This is a genomic window from Azohydromonas sp. (assembly GCF_035325925.1).
Lineage (GTDB): Bacteria > Pseudomonadota > Gammaproteobacteria > Burkholderiales > Burkholderiaceae_C > Calidifontimicrobium.
The window spans coordinates 12,385-30,910 of the sequence record NZ_DAOKZA010000018.1; the positions used below are offsets into that span (position 1 = coordinate 12,385).

Sequence of the window (18,526 nt, forward strand, 5' to 3'; positions counted from 1 at the left end):
GCGGGCTCGGTGGTGTGCAGGTCGATCAGGGCCGGCGCGGGGCGGCGAGTCGCTGCAACTCGCGCACCAGGTCGCGCGTGCGCAGCGACGGCGTGCCCAGATGATAGTGAAGCACCGCGCGCAGCATCGTGCGCAGCGGCGCACCGTGCGCCTGGCACGCGGCACGCAGCGCGTCGACGCCGCGGCGGTCGAGCGCGGCCTGCAGCGCGACCCAGCCGTGCCCGTGGAGCGACGCACCGTGGCCGCTCGCCTCGACCAGCCCGGTCTCCGCGTGCAGCACGTACGCCGCCCGCGGCTGCAGCGCCTGCTGCGTCGGCGTGGCCATCGACAGGTCGGGCAGCAGGCCGATCTCGCGCAGCAGCACCAGCTCGAACGCCCGCAGCGCCGCCTGCGTGGCGGTCTCGTCGGCGCCGATCGCGGCGAGGGTGTCGGCGTAGGCGTCGAACAGCGTCGCGTGCGCGTCGTGGCGCGCGAGCAGTTTCATCAGCAGTTCGTTGAGGTAGAAGCCCGACAGCAGCGCCGCGCCGCCGGCCAGCGGCGCGCCGCCGGCCCACTCGGCGGCGCGCAGCGGGTGGACCTCGGCCGCGGCCTGGTCGTCGGCCGCGCCGCGGCCGAGCGTGACCGCGAGCCGCTGGAACGGCAGCAGCACCGGGCGCAGCTGCGAGGTCGGCCGCTTCGCGCCCTTCGCGACGACGACCACGCGGCCGAGCTCGCGCGTGAACAGGTCGACGATCAGGCTCGACTCGCTCCAGTCCCAGCGGTGCAGCACGTAGGCCGCCAGCGGCGCGGCGGCGGCGCGGCGCGCTCGGCTCATGCGCTCACTCGTAGCCGTAGCTGCGCAGGTGTTCCTCGCTGTCGGCCCAGCCCGAGCGCACCTTCACCCACAGCTCGATGTGCACTTTCGCGTCGAGCAGGCGCTCGAGGTCGTGCCGCGCCTCGGTGCCGATGCGCTTGATGCGCTCGCCGCCCTCGCCGATGACCATCGCCTTGTGCGCGTCGCGCTCGACGACGATGGTCGCGGCGATGCGGCGCAGCGCGCCGTCCTCCTCGAACCGGTCGATCAACACCGTCGACGCGTACGGCAGCTCGTCGCCGGTCAGGCGGAACAGCTTCTCGCGCACGATCTCGCTGGCCAGAAAGCGCTCGCTGCGGTCGGTCAGGTGCTCGGGGTCGTAGAACCAGGGCTGCGCGGGCAGGTACGGGCGCACGATGCCCAGCAGCCGCTCGACGTCGGCCGGCTTCTTCGCCGACAGCGGCACGAACTCGGCGAAGTCGGCGCGCTCGCCCATGCTCTTGAGCCACGGCAGCAGCTCGCTCCTGCGGTGCACCGCGTCGACCTTGTTGGCCACCAGCAGCACCGGCTTGCCCTGCATCGCGCCGCCTTGCAGCAGCGCCAGCACCTTCGCGTCCTCCAGGCCGAAGCGGCCCGCCTCGACGACGAACAGCACGACGTCCACGTCGACCAGCGACGCGACCACGGTGCGGTTGAGCGTGCGGTGCAGCGCCGAGCCGTGTCGCGTCTGGAACCCCGGCGTGTCGACGAACACGAACTGCGTGTCACCCTCGGTGCGAACGCCGGTGATGCGGTGGCGCGTGGTCTGCGCCTTGCGCGAGGTGATGCTCACCTTCTGCCCGACCAGCGCGTTGAGCAGCGTCGACTTGCCGACATTCGGCCGGCCGACGATGGCCACCAGCCCGCAGCGCTGGGGTTGCGCGGTGCTCAACTTCTCAGCGGTCCACCCGCCCGGTCGCTGGCCTTGAGCGTGTCGAGCATGCGCCCGGCGGCCTCCTGCTCGGCGGCGCGGCGCGAGCGTCCGCGCCCCTGCTCGGCGAGCCCCAGCGTGGCCACCGCGCACTCGACCTCGAAGGTCTGCGCGTGCGCCTGTCCGCGCGTGGCGACGATGCGGTAGGCGGGCACCGGCAGCTTGCGCGCCTGCAGCCACTCCTGGAGTTCGGTCTTCGCGTCCTTGCTCCAGCTGCCGGCGTCGGTGCCGGCGATCAGTTCGCCGAACAGCCGCCGCACCATCGCCTGCGCCGGGTCGAAGCCGCCGTCGAGGAACACCGCGCCGATCAGCGCCTCGAGCGCGTCGGCGAGGATCGACGGGCGCTGCGCGCCGCCGCCGCGCGCCTCGCCGTCGGACATCCGCAGCACTTCGGGCAGGCCCAGCGCGAGCGCGACGCGGTGCAGGCTTTCCTCGCGCACCAGGTGCGCGCGCACGCGCGTCAGATCGCCCTCGTCGGATCCGGCGAAGCGCTCGAACAACTGCGCCGAGACCGCGGCGCTGAGCACCGCGTCGCCGAGGAACTCGAGCCGCTCGTTGTGGTCGGCGCCGAAGCTGCGGTGCGTCAGCGCGCGCACCAGCAGGAGGGGCTGCGCGAAGCGATGACCCAGGCGTTGCTGCAGGGCGTCGAGTCGCGGGTCCATGCGTGGCGTGGGCGCCGGCGCGGCGCTCAGCGCGAGCGCCCTTCGTACTTGATGAGCAGGAACACCGGCGACATCAGTTCGACCTCCTTGTCGTAGGCGAAGCGGATGACGACGCGGTCGTTCTCCTTCGTCACCTCGAGGTCCTTGCCCGAGATCGACGAGATCGAGTACTCGATCTCCTTCTGCTTCTCGAACGCGGCGCGGATCTCGGGCACGGTGGTCGCACCCTCGGTGGCGATCTTGTTGACCGCGCGCTGGATCGTCAGGTACTCGTTGACCGTCGGCACCACCCGCAGCGCGACGAGCGCGACGAAAGCGACGACGATGGCCCACAACAGCAGCCCGATGAGCGAGATGCCGCGCTGGCGCGCGCCCGTACGTCTCCCTCCTGCGTGCATGCCCGATCTCCCTGTGGTTCAGTGGAAGCTGCCGATGCGTCCGAGGTTACCGAAATTCATCCACACGAAGAAGGCCTTGCCGACGATGTTGCGGTCCGGCACGAAGCCCCAGTAGCGCGAATCCTGCGAATTGTCACGGTTGTCGCCGAGCACGAAGTAGTGGCCGGGCGGCACGGTGCAGCTCACGCCCTCGGCGCTGTAGCGGCAGGCGTCTCGGTGCGGGAACGAGGCGACCGCCGGGATGAAGCCCGGGCGGTCCTTGTCGACCAGGATGCGGTGCTCGACCTCGCCGAGCTTCTCGGAGAACTGCAGCGCGTAGCGCATGCTGTCGTCGTCGTAGAACTCGGGCAGCGGCGTCAGCGGCACCTCGACGCCGTTGATCGCCAGCCGCTTGTTCAGGTAGCTGACCTCGTCGCCGGGCAGTCCGGCGACACGCTTGATGTAGTCCACGCGCGGGTCGACGGGGTAGCGGAACACGATCACGTCGCCGCGCTGCGGCTCGTGGTTGGCGACAACCTTGGTGTTGACCACCGGCAGGCGGATGCCGTAGTGGAACTTGTTGACCAGGATCAGGTCGCCGATGGCCAGCGTCGGAATCATCGACCCCGACGGGATCTTGAACGGCTCGAACAGGAACGAGCGCAGCAGGAACACCGCGACGATGACCGGGAACAGGCCGGCGGTCCAGTCGAGCCACCAGGGTTGCGCGAGCACGCGCTGGCGCGCCTCGGCAAGGTCGCCGTCGACCTTGTCGATGCCCATCCTCTGCAGTTCGGCGCGGCGCTGCGCATCCTGCTGCTCGAGCCGCGCGGCCGCCGCGACGCGCGCCGGCCTGAAGTACAGCTTCTCGGCCAGCCAGTACGTGAAGGTGACCAGCGACAGCAGCAGCAGCAGCAGCGCGAAGTTGCCCATCCAGTAGCCCATGAACCAGCCACCCAGGTAGATGGCGAGCGCGCCGTACAGCACCGCGGTGAGGGAACTCATCAGTCTTCGACCTGGAGGATGGCCAGGAAGGCCTCTTGCGGCACCTCGACGGTGCCGATCTGCTTCATGCGCTTCTTGCCGGCCTTCTGCTTTTCGAGCAGCTTGCGCTTGCGGGTGATGTCGCCGCCGTAACATTTTGCCAGCACGTTCTTGCGCAGCGCCTTGATGTTCTCGCGCGCGATGATGTTGGCGCCGATCGCCGCCTGGATCGCCACGTCGTACATCTGCCGCGGAATCTGCTCGCGCATCTTGGCCGCCACCGCGCGGCCGCGGAACTGCGCCTGCGAGCGGTGCACGATCATCGCCAGGGGGTCGACGCGCTCGCCGTTGATCAGGATGTCGACCTTCACGACGTCGGCGGCGCGGTACTCCTTGAACTCGTAGTCCATGCTCGCGTAACCGCGCGACACCGACTTCAGCTTGTCGAAGAAGTCGAGCACGATCTCGGCCAGCGGCAGCTCGTAGGTCAGGTGCACCTGCTTGCCGTGGTAGGCCATGTTGACCTGGATGCCGCGCTTCTGGTTGGCCAGCGTCATCACCGGGCCGACGCAGTCCTGCGGCATGTACAGCTGCACCGTCACGATCGGCTCGCGGATCTCGCGGATACGGCCGACGTCGGGCATCTTGCTCGGGTTCTCCACCTGCAGCACGGTGCCGTCGTTCAGCTCCACCTCGTAGACCACGCTGGGCGCGGTGGTCACCAGGTCCTGGTCGAATTCGCGTTCGAGGCGCTCCTGCACGATCTCCATGTGCAGCAGCCCGAGGAAGCCGCAGCGGAAGCCGAAGCCCAGCGCCTGGCTCACCTCGGGTTCGTAGCGCAGGCTGGAGTCGTTGAGCTTGAGCTTCTCGAGTGCGTCGCGCAGCTGGTCGTACTCGCTCGCCTCGGTGGGGTACAGGCCCGCAAAGACCTGCGGCTGGATCTCCTTGAAGCCGGGCAGCGGTTCGCTGGCCGGCCCGGCGTTGTTCGGCAGCTTCTTCTCCAGCGTCACGGTGTCACCGACCTTGGCCGCGGCGAGCTCCTTGATGCCGGCGATCAGGAAGCCGACCTCGCCGGCGCGCAGCAGCTCGCGCGGCTCGCTCTTGGGCGTGAAGACGCCCATCTGCTCCAGCGGGTAGACGGTGTGGGTGGCCATCAGGCGGATGCGGTCGCCCTTCCTCAGTTCGCCGTCGACCACGCGCACCAGCATCACCACGCCGACGTAGTTGTCGAACCAGGCGTCGATGATCATCGCGCGCGGCGGTCCGTCGGGGTTGCCGCGCGGCGACGGCATGCGGGCGATCACCGCCTCGAGGATGTCGTCGATGCCCTCGCCGGTCTTCGCCGAGCACGGGATCGCGTCGGACGCGTCGATGCCGATCACGTCCTCGATCTCGCGCTTCGCGCCTTCGGGGTCGGCCTGCGGCAGGTCCATCTTGTTGAGCACCGGCACGACCTCGACGCCGAGGTCGAGCGCGGTGTAGCAGTTGGCCACCGTCTGCGCCTCGACGCCCTGGCTGGCGTCGACCACCAGCAGCGCGCCCTCGCACGCCGACAGCGAGCGGCTGACTTCGTACGAGAAGTCCACGTGCCCGGGCGTGTCGATCAGGTTGAGCTGGTACGTCCTGCCATTGCGCGCGGTGTAGTGCAGCGCGGCGGTCTGCGCCTTGATCGTGATGCCGCGCTCGCGCTCGATGTCCATCGAGTCGAGCACCTGCGCCTCCATCTCGCGGTCGGACAGCCCGCCGCAGCGCTGGATCAGGCGGTCGGCGAGCGTGCTCTTGCCGTGATCGATGTGGGCGATGATGGAGAAGTTGCGGATGTGGTCCATCGGTTTGGGCAGGGCATGACGGCCGGAGGGCGACGCGACGACGGGAGCCGCATCGCGCCGGCGCGCCAGCGGTTCATTCGGTCGCGCGTGGCTTCGGCCGGCGTGTCGCGCGATCGATCACGGGGCCGCGACGCTGCACGACGAAGCGCTCGCACCGCGTCCCGCGGCGTGCGCCGAGGGCAAAAAAATAAGGCGCGCCGAAGAGGTGACGCGCCTTCCAACAAAACGTATGGCAACTGCTTGTTGGGCTTTTATTGTAGCCAAAAGGACCGGGCTGGAGACCGCGCCAATGCTTGATTTGCGGCCGTTGCAGCCCGCCAACAGGCGAATGTTGTCAACAGAAAATCCACAGGTTCGGTGCGTTCCATGGTGTGAGCGCTCGCACGCTCAGTGGTACCCCTTCGATGAGAGAAACGAGCCGTTGAAACGCATCATTGTAGACGCCGGCGCGATCAATCCTCGACCTCTGGCGCGAGTTCCAAAGCGAACACTCACATCAAACGCTACGCGTGGCCCACATCCGGCCAGCGACCATCCCGCATGCTGGAAAGACCCGCTGCGCTGCTCGGATCTGTCGCAGACCGCGGGTGGCCCTGACTCCTCGCGGACGCGGGCGCCGGACCGGCGCCGCGGTTCAGCCGCGCGGGCGCACGACGAGGTAGTTCACCCAGTCGCCGCGCCGCACCATCAGGCTGACCGGCTTTTCCTTGTCGACCTTGCCGACGACGCTGTTGAACTGCTTTGCGTCGCCGATCTCGCTGTTGTTGACCGACAGGATCACGTCGCCCTCGCGCAGCCCGGCGCGTGCCGCAGGCCCCTCGACCGCAGCCACCACCACGCCACCGCGCAGCTTGAGTTCGCGCTTCTGCGCCTCGCTCAGGTCGTTGACGGCGACACCGATCGCGGTGGTCTGCGCCGGCGCCGGCGTCGTCGTCTGCGCGACGCGGCGCGGACGGTCGGGCTCGAACTCCGCCACGGCGACACTCAGATCTCGGTAACTGCCGCGACGGAAGACCTGCACCTTCGATTGCGTCCCGGGTGCGGTGCCGCCGATCATGCGCGGCAGGTCGATCGACTTGTCGACCGCCTTGCCGTCGACGCGCACGATGATGTCGCCCGCCTCGATGCCGGCCTTGTCGGCCGGGCCACCGCTCTCGACGCTTTGCACCAGCGCGCCGCGCGCCTCGCCCAGGCCGATCGCCTCGGCGACCTCCTTGGTCACCGGCGCGATCTGCACGCCGATGCGCCCGCGAATCACACGCCCGTGCTGGCGCAGCTGCTCGGACACGCGCACCGCCTCGTCGATCGGGATCGCGAACGAGATGCCCATGAAGCCGCCCGAGCGGCTGTAGATCTGCGAGTTGATGCCGACGACCTCGCCGCGCAGGTTCAGCAGCGGACCGCCCGAGTTGCCGGGGTTGATCGCGACGTCGGTCTGGATGAACGGCAGGAAGTCGCCGGTGTCGCGCTGCTTGGCGCTGACGATGCCCGCGGTCACGGTGTTCTCGAGTCCGAACGGCGAGCCGATCGCGACCACCCACTCGCCGACCCTGAGCTTGCTGACGTCGCCGATCTTCACCGCCGGCAACCCGCTCGCGTCGACCTTGACCACCGCGACGTCGGTGCGCCGGTCCGACCCGACGATCCTGGCCTTGAACTCGCGGCGGTCGGGCAGCGTGACGATGACCTCGTCGGCGCCCTCGACCACGTGCGCGTTGGTCATCACGTAGCCGTCGGCGCTGATGATGAAGCCAGAGCCGACGCCACGCTGTGCCGGTTCGTCGTCCCCCGGCGCACCGCGCGGTCCGGGCCGGCCCGGCAGCGGGATCCCGAAGCGGCGGAAGAACTCCTCGAGGTTGGGGTCCAGCTCGGGCAGCGCACGGGACACCTGGCGCCCGCGCTCGAGCGTGCGGATGTTCACCACCGCCGGGCTCACGCGCTCGGCCAGTTCGGTGAAGTCGGGCAGCACGACCTGCTGTGCGGCGACCGACGCGGGCCACGACAGCACCAGTGCCGCGGCAAGGGTGGCACAGGCCGCGATGCGCTTGGACGGCTGGAACATGGACATCGACGAACTCTCCCGATCGAATCGAAGACGACCGCGGCCGGACGACGCGGCGCATTCAGCGCCGGCGTGTCAGGGCCTCGGCGAACTGCATCACGGTCGACATCGGCACGTCGCCCATCACCGTGACCCACCACTGGTCGAGCCGCTTCATCAGCGTGTGCGTGGCCCCGATCGCCGTGTGCCCGGGGCGGTGCCGACCCTCGCGGTACGGCTCGATGAACACCGACACGTGCGTCAGGCCGTCCGAGTACACGGTCTGCAGCACCGGCAGTCCGTGCGCCTGCGCGTCGCCCGTGTCGACGACGCGGCGCACGCAGCTGACCTGTCGGAAACCCTCCACCGGCTCGAGCTGCCAGCCCTCGGCGGCGAGGTCGGTGGCGCCGACGTCGGGTCGCAGCACGCGGTAACCGGCGAGCTTGCGCATCGGCTTGAGCACGCTGTCGGGCTGCGGCCTGACGCCGATGGTCACGTCGCTGAACGAAGCGCTCTCGAGCACGCGGCCGTCGGCGCCGATGACGTCGGTGCGCAGCAGCAACCCGCTGCGGCGTTCGACCCACAGGCGCTGCGCGAAGCGCCGAGTGTCGCGCGGCTGCAGCACGTACACCGACGCGTCATGGCCGGCCACGCGCCCTTCGCCCTCGGCACGCAACTCGTAGCGCTCGAACAGCGCGTCGTCGGGCTGCGCCCGCAGCAGCGACGGCAGCGTGTGGCTGGCGTCGCGTTGCTCGACCACGGCCACCTTCTGCGCGGGCCAGACCGTGTGCACCAGGTCGTTGTGGCGATACACGAGCCGCGCCTCGCCATCGAGCAGTTCGACACGTTCGAACTGCTGCCGACCCTCGCAGAAGTGCGCGATGCGCGAGCTGCTCATCGCGCCGCCGACCGTCGACACCAGCGTGCCCTGGTAGTTGCCGAAGGCGACGGCCTCGTAGACTCGCTCGATCCAGCCGCGCGCGTCCAGCGGCGGGCCGTCGGACGGCGGCGCCGCCGCGGCCATCGAAGTCCAGCCGGCCAGTGCCGCTGCCGCCAGCCAGACGCGCCAGTGCCGCAACGCCATGACCGGGCGTCAGCGTTGCGGCACCGCGGTCGCGGTGCTGCGCACCACGCCGCCGGGCACCAGCGCCGCACTCGGCCCGTACTGCTTGTGCGCCTCGAGATAGCGGTCCAGCCGCGCATCGCGGATCAGCACGCCCTCGACGCCGGCGAGCGGCGCGGGGCGATCGGTCGACACACGCACCGCCGCGGCCGGCTGCGCCGCGATCACGGCACCCGGGCTGTCGCCGGGGGCGGCGAGCCGGGTCACGACCATCACGCCGGCCACCGCGGCGAATCCTGCAGCGACCACCATCGGCGCCATCCACCCGCGACGACGGTGGCGCACCGGCGAGGCCACCGTCGCCGCCGGCGCCAGCACCACCGGCTCGTCGGCCAACCGGCGCCGCAGCGCGTGCAGGAACGCTTCGTCGCGCGCGCCGTCGTGGGCCAAGTCCTCGGAACGCATCACGTCGCCGATCAGGTGGTAGGCATGCCAGGTCACGCGCAACTGCGCGTCGTCGCGCCAGTCGCGACACAGCGCCGCCGCGTCGCCTTCGGCGAGGTCGCCGTCCATCAGCGCCGACAACCGCTGCCGCTGACGTTCCTCGTTCAACCGGTCCACCATCATGCACTCCAGCCCATTGCGTCCCACCCCGTCACCAGCGCTCGCCGTCCCGGGTGCCCAGCAGCGGCCGCAGGCGCTCGGCGATCGCCTCGCGCGCGCGGAAGATGCGGGAACGCACCGTGCCGATCGGGCAGTTCATCGCTTCGGCGATCTCTTCGTAGCTCAGTCCTTCGATCTCGCGCAGCGTGATCGCCTGGCGCAGGTCGTCGGACAGGGCCTCGATGGCGGCATTCACGGTCGCCGCCACCTGCTTGCTCGCCAGCACCGCGTCGGGGGTCTCGCCGTCGGTTAGTTCGTTCTCCACGCGGGAAGTTTCGTCGCCGTCATCGCCGGCCGGTCGCGCCGCCTCGGACACCAGCGGGTCGCGCTTGAGTTCGACCAGCGCCTTCTTCGCGGTATTCACCGCGATGCGGTACAGCCAGGTGTAGAACGCGCTGTCGCCACGGAACTGCGGCAGGGCGCGGTAGGCGCGAATGAACGTCTCCTGCGCGATGTCCGGCACCAGGTCGACGTCGCGCACCATGCGCGCGATCAGCCGCTCGACACGGCGCTGGTACTTGACGACGAGCATCTCGAAGGCGCGCGTGTCGCCCCGCTTGACACGCTCGATCAGCTGGGCGTCGGCTTCGGCGCTCATCGTCGGGTCGGGGTCTGACGCTCAGATCCGCGTGCCGGCCAGCGGCTGCGGCTCGGGCCGGCGCGCGAACAGCGCGCAGCGCAAGGCGTGCCAGCACGACGCCTGTCGCCTGCGCGACAACGGCCACCAGCGGCGGCGCCCGTCACTGCCGTCGAAGCGCAGCAGCATCCAGCCGTCGAGGTCCAGCGCCACGTCGACCGCGCCGACCAGCGGCGTGGACGCCCCGTCGGCCAGCAGCGACCACGCGCGACCGTCCCAGCGCAACCGGCCCGGTGAACGAACGCGTGCAGCGCCCCAGCCGGCCAACGCGCCGGTGCAGGCGGCGACGCCGACGGCCACGGCGATCGCCGGCGCCTGCAGCCAGGCCAGGCCCCAGCCGACCAACGACGCGGCGGCCGCGGCGCACAGGCAGGACAGCGCCCAGCGGGTCGCCGGGTCGTCGTCGAGTCCGACGTCGACCGCCGGCGCCGTGTCCATCGTGGTGGCCGCGGCAGCTTCAGTCGCCGCGGCGGCCGGCCCGCCGCGCGCAGCAGTTCGCCCCGCGGGCGAGGTCGCACGCGGCTCGGAGTCCGGCGAAGGCCACGCGCCGGTTCATGCGCGACGGAACACCAGCGTGCCGTTGGTGCCGCCGAAGCCGAAGTTGTTCTTCACCGCCACGTCGATCCTCATCTCGCGCGCGGCGTTGGCGCAGTAGTCGAGGTCACACTCGGGGTCCGGCGAGAAAATGTTGATCGTCGGTGGCGAGACCTGGTGGTGCACGGCCAGCACGGTGAACACCGACTCGATACCGCCGGCACCGCCGAGCAGGTGGCCGGTCATCGACTTGGTCGAGTTGACGACCATCTTCTTCGCGTGGTCGCCGAACGCGAGCTTGATCGCGTTGGTCTCGTTGATGTCGCCCAGCGGCGTCGAGGTGCCGTGCGCGTTGAGGTACTGCACCTCGTCGGCGTTGACGCCGGCGTTGCGCAGCGCGGCCTTCATCGCGCGCTTCGGGCCGTCGACGTTCGGCGCGGTCATGTGGAACGCGTCGGCACCCATGCCGAAGCCGGCCAGCTCGGCATAGACCTTCGCGCCACGCCGCTTCGCGTGCTCGTACTCCTCGAGCACCAGCACCCCGGCGCCCTCGCCGAGCACGAAACCGTCGCGGTCCTTGTCCCACGGGCGCGACGCAGTGGCCGGGTCGTCGTTGCGCGTCGACAGCGCACGCGCCGCGGCGAAGCCGCCCACGCCCAGCGGCGAGACGGTGCTCTCGGCGCCGCCGGCGATCATGACGTCGGCGTCGTCGTACTCGATCAGGCGCCCGGCCTCGCCGATGCAGTGCAGGCCCGTGGTGCACGCGGTGACGATCGCCAAGTTCGGGCCGGTGTAGCCGTAGCGGATCGACACGTGGCCGGAGATCATGTTGATGATCGACGCCGGCACGAAAAACGGCGAGATGCGCCGCGGGCCGCGCTCGCTGTACTCCTTGTGAGTCTGCTCGATCATCGGCAGGCCGCCGATGCCCGAGCCGATCATCACGCCGACGCGCTCCGCACCCGCCTCGTCGAGCTGCGCACCGCCCGGCAGCCCGGCGTCGGCGATCGCCTGCACGGCCGCCGCCATCCCGTAGTGGATGAAGGTGTCCATGTGGCGGGACTCCTTGCCGGGGATGTAATCCTCGACGTTGAATCCCTTGACCTCGCCGGCGAAGCGGCAGGCCAGCGCCGACGCATCGAAGCGCGTGATGGCGGCGATGCCCGAGCGGCCGGCGAGCAGGTTGGCCCAGCCCTCGGCGACCGAATTGCCGACCGGGCTGATCAGCCCGAGTCCGGTGACGACGACGCGGCGACGGCTCATGCGTGCATCAGGCCTTCTGGTGCTTCATCGCGTAGTCGATCGCCAGTTGCACCGTGGTGATCTTCTCGGCTTCCTCGTCGGGGATCTCGATGCCGAACTCGTCCTCGAGCGCCATCACCAGTTCGACGGTGTCGAGCGAATCGGCGCCCAGGTCGGCGACGAAGGCCTTCTCGTTGGTGACCTCGGCCTCGGACACGCCGAGCTGTTCGGCGATGATTTTCTTGACGCGCGCTTCGATATCGCTCATGACTCCTCCGGGAGTGGATTGCAAAAAACGGCGCTGATTTTAGCCGGCCCCGTCGGGCGCACCGGCCGGCCTCAGCCCATGTACATGCCGCCGTTGACGTGCAGTTCGGTGCCGGTGATGTAGCCGGCGGCAGGCGAGGCGAGGAAGGCGACTGCCTCGGCGACCTCGTCGGGCGAGCCCAGGCGCCCGAGCGGGATCTGCTGCAGCAGCGCCGCGCGCTGCGCCTCGGGCAGCGCGTCGGTCATGTCGGTGGCGATGAAACCCGGCGCGACGCAGTTGACGGTGATGCCACGGCTGCCGAGCTCGCGTGCCAGCGCGCGCGTCATGCCGGCCACGCCGGCCTTCGCCGCCGCGTAGTTGGCCTGCCCCGGGTTGCCGCTGGCGCCGACCACCGAGGTGATGTTGACGATGCGCCCATAACGCTGCTTCATCATCGGCCGCATCACCGCGCGGCTGGCGCGGAACACCGCCTTCAGGTTGGTGTCGAGCACCGCGTCCCAGTCGGCGTCCTTCATGCGCATCGCCAGCGTGTCGCGCGTGATGCCGGCGTTGTTGACGAGGATGTGGATCGCGCCGTGCCGCTGGACGAGCGTGTCGACCGCGGCGTCGACGCCGGCGGCGTCGTTGACGTCGAGCACGACGCCGGCGCAGCCTTCGTGCGCTGCCAGCGCCTGCGCGATGCCCTGCGCGCCGGCTTCGCTGGTGGCGCTGCCGGTGACCTTGACGCCGCGGCCCGCCAGCGCCAGCGCGATCGCGCGCCCGATGCCACGCGACGCACCGGTGACCAGCGCGACCTGACCGCCCAGCGCCGGGGCGTCGGCGCTCATCGCAGCAACCCCTTCGCCTCGGCCAGCGACGGCGGGTCGAACACCGCGGCGCTGACGAGTTCGGCGTCGATGCGCTTGGTCAGCCCCGCCAGCACCTTGCCCGGCCCGCACTCGACGACGTGGGTCACCCCGCGAGCGCGCAGCGCGTGCACGACCTCGACCCAGCGCACCGGCTGGTGCGCCTGCCGGTACAGCGCGTCGGCGATCGCCACCGGATCGACCGGCGACGCGACGTCGACGTTGTTGACCACCGCGATCCTCGGTGCCGCCAGCGCGACGCCGGCCAGCCGCTCGCGCAGCCGCTCGGCCGCGGGCTGCATCAGCGGGCAATGGAACGGCGCCGACACCGCCAGCGGCAGCGCGCGCTTGGCGCCGCGCGCCTTGAGCAGTTCGCAGGCGCGGTCGACGGCGGCCTTGGTACCGGCGATCACGGTCTGCTTCGGGTCGTTGAAGTTCGCTGCGGCGACGACCTCGCCGGTCGCGGCAGCGGCCTCCGCACAGCCGGCCACCACCGCGTCGGCGTCGAGGCCGAGGATCGCCGCCATCGCGCCGGCGCCGGCCGGCACCGCCTCCTGCATCGCCTGCGCGCGAAAGCGCACCAGCGGCAGCGCATCGGCCAGGCTCAGCACGCCGGCGGCGACCAGCGCCGCGTACTCGCCGAGCGAGTGGCCGGCCACCGCCGCCGGGGTCAGGCCGGTCTCGGCCTGCAGCGCTCGCCAGCACGCGACGCCGGCGGTGAGCATCACCGGCTGCGTGTTCGTCGTCAGGTCGAGCTGTTCCTTCGGACCGGCGTGGATCAGCGCCCCGACGTCCTCGCCGAGCGCGTCGGAGGCCTCGGCCAGCGTGTGCTGCACCGCCGGGTGGTCCCCGAACGCGTCGAGCATGCCCACCGACTGCGAGCCCTGGCCCGGGAAGACGACGGCAAACGAGGTCATCGAACGTAGCTCCGCATGGGGACTCAGAAGTCGAGAAGCACCGCGCCCCAGGTGAAGCCGCCGCCGACGCCCTCGAGCAGCAGCGTGTCGCCGCGGCGGATGCGGCCGTCGCGCACCGCGACGTCGAGCGCCAGCGGGATCGAGGCCGCCGAGGTGTTACCGTGCTCGTCGACGGTGACGACGACACGCTCGGGCGCCAGCTTCAGCCGCTTGGCGGTGCTGTGCATGATGCGGATGTTGGCCTGGTGCGGGATCAGCCAGTCGACGTCGCCGGCCTCGCGCCCGGCCTTGGCCAGCACCGCACGCGCGACCTCGTCGAGCACGCCGACCGCCAGCTTGAACACCGCCTGCCCGTCCATCTTGAGCAGCGGGTCACCCAGCGTCCGGCCGCCGGCCACCGTGCCCGGCACGCACAGGATGCCGACATGGCGGCCGTCGGCGTGCAGTTCGCTGGCGAGCAGCCCGGGTTCGTCGCTGGCCTCGAGCACCACGGCGCCGGCCCCGTCGCCGAACAGCACGCAGGTCGTGCGGTCGTCGAAGTCGAGGATGCGCGAGAAGACCTCGGCGCCGACCACCAGCGCCCGCCTCGCGCCGCCGGTGCGGATCAGCGCGTCGGCCACCGTCAGCGCGTAGACGAAGCCCGAGCACACCGCCTGCACGTCGAACGCCGGGCAGCCGGCGACGCCGAGCTTGGCCTGCAGGATCGCCGCCGTCGACGGAAAGACCATGTCGGGCGTCGACGTGGCGACGATGATCAGGTCGATCTCGTCGGCGCGCCGCCCGGCGGCCTCGAGCGCGTGCCGGCAGGCGGCGAGCGCGAGGTCGCTGGCATTGACGCCGTCGGCGGCGAAGTGGCGCGCGCGGATGCCGGTGCGTTCGACGATCCACGCGTCGCTGGTCTCGATGCCTCGCGAGGCCAGGTCGTGCGCCAGGTCGGCATTGGTCACCCGGCGCGCGGGCAGGTGGCTGCCGGTGCCGGTGATGCGGGTCGTGCGGGGCAAGGGGAGCGCTTTCATGCAGTGCTGACGGCCGCACCCGGTGCCGCGTCGGGCAGGGCCTGCAAGGTCTCCAGGATGCGGTCGTGGACCCGCTCGAGCAAGCGGTTGCGGGCCGCATCATACGCGCGGGTCAGCGCCTGCTCGAAGGCGAACGCGTCGGCCGAGCCGTGGCTCTTGAACACCAGCCCGCGCAGACCGAGCAGCGCCGCGCCGTTGTAGCGGCGCGGGTCGACGCGCGACTTGAAGTGCCTGAGCACCGGCAACGCCACCAGTGCCGCGAGCTTGGCGTAGCCGGTGCGGGTGAACTCCTGGCGGATGAAGTCGGTCAGCATCGCCGCCAGCCCCTCGGCGGTCTTCAGCGCAACATTGCCGACGAAGCCGTCGCACACGACGATGTCGGTCGTGCCGCTGAAGATGTCGTTGCCCTCGACGTTGCCGTGGAAGTTCAGGTGGCCGCCGTCGGCCGCGGCGCGCAGCAGCTCGCCGGCGCGCTTGATCGTGTCGCTGCCCTTGATCGCCTCCTCGCCGATGTTGAGCAGGCCCACGCTCGGGTCCTCCTTGCCGTCGACGGCAGCCACCAGCGCGCTGCCGAGCACCGCGAACTGCAGCAGGTGGTCGGCCGTGCAGTCGACGTTGGCGCCGAGGTCGAGCACCGTCGTGAAGCCGTCGCGGCGATTGGGCATCACGGTGGCGATCGCCGGCCGGTCGATGCCGTCGAGCGTCTTCAGCAGGTAGCGCGCCACCGCCATCAGCGCGCCGGTGTTGCCCGCCGAGACGCAGGCGTCCGCGGCGACGGTACCGTCGGGCGCCGCCTTGAGCTGCGCGATCGCGACGCGCATCGACGAGTCGCGCTTGCGGCGCAACGCCACCTCGACGGGGTCGTCCATCGTCACGACCTCGCTGGCCACGACGATGCGGCACCGCGGTGTGCCGCGTGCGCTCGCCAGCGCCGCTTCGGTGCCGACGAGCAGCAACTCGGCGTCGGGGTGGCGTTCGAGGAAGCCGCGGCAGGCCGGCAGCGTGACCGCCGGGCCGTGGTCGCCGCCCATGCAGTCGACGGCGATGCGCACGGGCGACAGCGGCGCGATCATCGTCGTCGGAGGGTGTTCAGGCGTGCGTCGGCGCGGCCGGCATGGCGAGGCCGGCGCCGCGCGCGCTCTCGGTCAAACGCGGCCTGGCCACCTTGCTGGATCCCCGTCGGGGGGCGGGCCGGGCTGGCACGGCCCTGGGGGTGCTCGGACACAGCGGCGCGCGTTCGGGCCGCCGGGCGCCGTTCAGGCGTCGGCCTTGGTCTTCAGCACCTTGCGGCCACGGTAGAAGCCGCTCGGGCTGATGTGGTGGCGCAGGTGCGTCTCGCCGGTGGTCGGCTCGATCGCGATACCGGGCGCCGCCAGCGCGTTGTGCGAGCGGTGCATGCCGCGCTTGGACGGCGACTTCTTGTTCTGCTGGACGGCCATGAGGTTCTCCTGGGCATCGCCGGCGCGGTGCGTCGAACGGACGAGCCGGGGGTTGCGGTGCACAGGGCCGGCGCGGCCGCGGCGCGCACCGCGGCCCAGCGGGACGGCACCAGCCCGTTGCGAAACCGCGCAGTATAGCAGCGCCGCCGCGCATCAAGGGTCGGTGCCGCGAGGCCACCGCGCCAGCGCGGCGAAGGGGTGCGGTGCGGCGGCGTCGGTGTCGGCCGGCGCGGTGCCCGCCGCCGGGGCGGCGCAGTGCTCGTGGCGCGGCACCATCGGCAACGCCAGCAGCAGTTCGTCCTCGACCAGCGCGTGCAGGTCCAGCGCGCGCTCCAGCGCCAGCACGTCGTCGTCGCTGTCGGCGTCGAGCTCGGCGGCGAGGGCCTCGCCGTCGACGAAACGCAGCGCACGCCGCACCTGCAGCGCCAGCTCGACCGGCTGCAGGCAGCGCTGGCAACGGCGTTGCACGACGGCGTCGGCCTCGAGGTGCAGCCACAGCTGCGGCGCGCCGACGGCCACCGCACGGCGTTCGCCGCGCGCGCGCCAGGTCACGTCGGAGGTCGGCCCGGGAGCCCCGGAGGCAGTCGAGTCGTCCGGCGGCCGCCCGGCATCGATTCGGACGGGCCGGTCGTCGAGCAGCCGCTCGAAGCCGGCCAGCGGCCAGTGCCCCTCGAGCTCGCCGCCCTGGGCGGCGAACGCCGCGACGTCGAGGCGTCGCGGGTCATGGGCGCGCGGCTTGGCGGACATGCATCCGAGTGTAAGTCGCCGATGGGACAATCCCGGGCCATGGCCCGCCCCGCGCTGATCCTCGCGTCGACCTCGCGTTACCGTCGCGAACTGCTGCAGCGCCTGCGCCTGCCGTTCGAGGTCGTGGCCCCCCAGGTCGACGAGACGCCGCACGCCGACGAGACGCCGCACGCGCTGGCGCGTCGGCTGGCGCTGGCCAAGGCGCACGAGGTCGCGGCGCGCCACCCGCACGCGGTAGTGATCGGTTCGGACCAGGTGGCCGACCTCGACGGCACGCCGCTGGGCAAGCCCGGCAGCCACGAGCGCGCGGCGGCGCAGTTGCGCGCGATGAGCGCCCGGCGCGTCGTGTTCCACACCGCGGTCGCGGTGGTGCGCGCCGACCGCGGCTTCGCCGACGCACGCACGGCGCCGGTGACGGTGCACTTCCGCCGCCTCGACGACGCGCAGATCGAGCGCTACCTGCGTCTCGAGCAGCCCTACGACTGCGCCGGCAGCGCCAAGTGCGAGACGCTGGGCATCGCGCTGCTCGAGGCGATCGACAGCGACGACCCGACCGCGCTGGTCGGCCTGCCGCTGATCCGCACCTGCGCGCTGCTGCGCGCCGCCGGGCTCGACCCGCTGGCCGCCGCGGCGTGAGCACCGCGCCGCCCCCACCGGCCGGGCCCGCGGCGACGCCGGGGCGCCTGCTGCTGGTGCCGAACGCGCTCGACCTCGGCGCCGATCCGGTCGACCTGGGCGACGTGCTGCCGCTGGGCGTGCTGCGCGCCGCGGCGCGGCTGCGCTGCTGGGCGGCGGAGAACGCGAAGACGACGCGCGCCTTCCTCAAGCGCGTCGACGCCGTCGTGCCGCTGGCGCGACCGCTGCAGGACATCGAGGTGCGCGAGCTGCCGCGCGCGCCGAAGGGCGGCCGGGCCGCGGGCGTCGACGCCGAGCCGTGGCAGCAGCTGCTGCGCCCGGCGCTGCACGGCGAAGACGTCGGCCTGATCAGCGAGGCCGGGCTGCCCGCCGTCGCCGACCCCGGCAGCGCGCTGGTCGACGCCGCGCACCGCCTCGGCCTGACGGTGCTGCCGCTGGCCGGCCCCAGCGCGCTGCTGCTGGCGCTCGCCGCCAGCGGGCTGAACGGCCAGAGCTTCGCGTTCGTCGGCTATCTGCCGCAGGACGACGCGGCGCGCGCGGCACGCCTTCGCGAGCTCGAGTCGCGCTCGCGCCGCGAGGCGCAGACGCAGATCGCCATCGAGACCCCGTACCGCAACGACGCGCTGCTGCAGGCGCTGCTGCACCAGTTGGCGCCCGGCACGCGGCTGAGCGTGGCGACCGCGCTCACGCTGCCCGGCGGCTGGTGCCGCACCGCGACGGTGCAGGCCTGGCGCCGCGACCCGCCGCAACTCGACCGCCACCGTCCCGCGGTGTTCCTGTTCCTCGCCTGAGCCCGAACGCCCCGGGCGGCACGCTGCGCCACGGCCTGTCGGTGGCCGCGGGATCGGCGCGGCAGCCGCGGG

At 71.6% G+C, this 18,526-nt stretch carries 21 protein-coding genes; 2 read left to right on the forward strand and 19 right to left on the reverse strand.

The annotated features are described in order from the left end of the window. Positions 1–25: 25 nt before the first annotated feature. The 19 genes from recO to PKC53_RS08840 form a co-directional block, all read right to left on the reverse strand. Positions 26–814 carry a DNA repair protein RecO gene (gene recO / locus PKC53_RS08750; protein WP_324428090.1) on the reverse strand — a complete coding sequence of 263 codons (789 nt, stop codon included), beginning with the start codon at positions 812–814 and terminating at the stop codon, positions 26–28. Positions 815–818: 4 nt separating this feature from the next. Continuing rightward, positions 819–1,724: a GTPase Era gene (gene era, locus PKC53_RS08755; protein WP_324428091.1), complete on the reverse strand. Its 906-nt coding sequence runs from the start codon at positions 1,722–1,724 to the stop codon at positions 819–821. After that, positions 1,721–2,425 carry a ribonuclease III gene (rnc, locus tag PKC53_RS08760; protein WP_324428092.1) on the reverse strand — a complete coding sequence of 235 codons (705 nt, stop codon included), beginning with the start codon at positions 2,423–2,425 and terminating at the stop codon, positions 1,721–1,723. Before rnc ends, era begins: the two co-directional genes overlap by 4 nt. Before the next feature lie 26 nt (positions 2,426–2,451). Beyond that, positions 2,452–2,823 (reverse strand): DUF4845 domain-containing protein, encoded by a 372-nt coding sequence (locus tag PKC53_RS08765; protein ID WP_324428093.1) that lies wholly within the window; start codon positions 2,821–2,823, stop codon positions 2,452–2,454. A gap of 18 nt (positions 2,824–2,841) precedes the next feature. Further along, positions 2,842–3,807 carry a signal peptidase I gene (lepB, locus tag PKC53_RS08770; RefSeq protein WP_324428094.1) on the reverse strand — a complete coding sequence of 322 codons (966 nt, stop codon included), beginning with the start codon at positions 3,805–3,807 and terminating at the stop codon, positions 2,842–2,844. Beyond that, positions 3,807–5,615, reverse strand: a complete 1,809-nt coding sequence (gene lepA, locus PKC53_RS08775) for a translation elongation factor 4 (protein ID WP_324428095.1) — start codon at positions 5,613–5,615, stop codon at positions 3,807–3,809. The genes lepB and lepA overlap by 1 nt, the downstream gene beginning before the upstream one ends. 634 nt (positions 5,616–6,249) lie before the next feature. Continuing rightward, positions 6,250–7,683 carry a DegQ family serine endoprotease gene (locus PKC53_RS08780; protein WP_324428096.1) on the reverse strand — a complete coding sequence of 478 codons (1,434 nt, stop codon included), beginning with the start codon at positions 7,681–7,683 and terminating at the stop codon, positions 6,250–6,252. A gap of 55 nt (positions 7,684–7,738) precedes the next feature. After that, positions 7,739–8,740: a MucB/RseB C-terminal domain-containing protein gene (locus PKC53_RS08785; protein ID WP_324428097.1), complete on the reverse strand. Its 1,002-nt coding sequence runs from the start codon at positions 8,738–8,740 to the stop codon at positions 7,739–7,741. A gap of 9 nt (positions 8,741–8,749) precedes the next feature. Beyond that, the gene (locus tag PKC53_RS08790; RefSeq protein WP_324428098.1) at positions 8,750–9,331 is read right to left on the reverse strand and encodes a sigma-E factor negative regulatory protein; all 582 of its coding nucleotides are present in this window, start codon (positions 9,329–9,331) and stop codon (positions 8,750–8,752) included. A gap of 43 nt (positions 9,332–9,374) precedes the next feature. Then, on the reverse strand, positions 9,375–9,980 hold the full coding sequence (gene rpoE / locus PKC53_RS08795) for an RNA polymerase sigma factor RpoE (protein ID WP_324428099.1): 606 nt from the start codon (positions 9,978–9,980) through the stop codon (positions 9,375–9,377). 21 nt (positions 9,981–10,001) lie between these two features. Beyond that, a complete protein-coding gene (locus PKC53_RS08800; protein WP_324428100.1) occupies positions 10,002–10,457 on the reverse strand; it encodes a hypothetical protein in 456 nt (151 codons plus the stop codon). A 114-nt stretch (positions 10,458–10,571) separates the two neighbouring features. Beyond that, positions 10,572–11,816 (reverse strand): beta-ketoacyl-ACP synthase II, encoded by a 1,245-nt coding sequence (fabF, locus tag PKC53_RS08805; RefSeq protein WP_324428101.1) that lies wholly within the window; start codon positions 11,814–11,816, stop codon positions 10,572–10,574. A 7-nt stretch (positions 11,817–11,823) separates the two neighbouring features. Next, entirely contained in the window at positions 11,824–12,063 is a 240-nt protein-coding gene (gene acpP, locus PKC53_RS08810) for an acyl carrier protein (RefSeq protein WP_119288659.1), read from the reverse strand. 71 nt (positions 12,064–12,134) lie between these two features. Continuing rightward, positions 12,135–12,890 carry a 3-oxoacyl-ACP reductase FabG gene (gene fabG / locus PKC53_RS08815; protein WP_324428102.1) on the reverse strand — a complete coding sequence of 252 codons (756 nt, stop codon included), beginning with the start codon at positions 12,888–12,890 and terminating at the stop codon, positions 12,135–12,137. Continuing rightward, complete coding sequence (gene fabD, locus PKC53_RS08820; protein ID WP_324428103.1) at positions 12,887–13,825, reverse strand: ACP S-malonyltransferase; 939 nt, start codon at positions 13,823–13,825, stop codon at positions 12,887–12,889. Before fabD ends, fabG begins: the two co-directional genes overlap by 4 nt. Positions 13,826–13,848: 23 nt before the next feature. Beyond that, positions 13,849–14,826, reverse strand: a complete 978-nt coding sequence (locus tag PKC53_RS08825) for a beta-ketoacyl-ACP synthase III (RefSeq protein WP_324428104.1) — start codon at positions 14,824–14,826, stop codon at positions 13,849–13,851. An 11-nt stretch (positions 14,827–14,837) separates the two neighbouring features. Beyond that, a complete protein-coding gene (gene plsX, locus PKC53_RS08830) occupies positions 14,838–15,914 on the reverse strand; it encodes a phosphate acyltransferase PlsX (RefSeq protein ID WP_324428105.1) in 1,077 nt (358 codons plus the stop codon). A gap of 183 nt (positions 15,915–16,097) precedes the next feature. Then, positions 16,098–16,280: a 50S ribosomal protein L32 gene (gene rpmF, locus PKC53_RS08835; protein ID WP_324428106.1), complete on the reverse strand. Its 183-nt coding sequence runs from the start codon at positions 16,278–16,280 to the stop codon at positions 16,098–16,100. Between the two features lie 153 nt (positions 16,281–16,433). Further along, positions 16,434–17,027, reverse strand: a complete 594-nt coding sequence (locus PKC53_RS08840) for a DUF177 domain-containing protein (RefSeq protein WP_324428107.1) — start codon at positions 17,025–17,027, stop codon at positions 16,434–16,436. Positions 17,028–17,066: 39 nt separating this feature from the next. Here PKC53_RS08840 and PKC53_RS08845 point away from each other — a divergent pair, with 39 nt between their 5' ends. Both PKC53_RS08845 and PKC53_RS08850 read left to right on the forward strand, forming a co-directional pair. Then, positions 17,067–17,663, forward strand: coding sequence for a Maf family nucleotide pyrophosphatase (locus PKC53_RS08845; protein WP_324428108.1), 597 nt, complete (start codon positions 17,067–17,069; stop codon positions 17,661–17,663). Further along, complete coding sequence (locus PKC53_RS08850; protein ID WP_324428109.1) at positions 17,660–18,454, forward strand: SAM-dependent methyltransferase; 795 nt, start codon at positions 17,660–17,662, stop codon at positions 18,452–18,454. Before PKC53_RS08845 ends, PKC53_RS08850 begins: the two co-directional genes overlap by 4 nt. Positions 18,455–18,526: the final 72 nt, after the last annotated feature.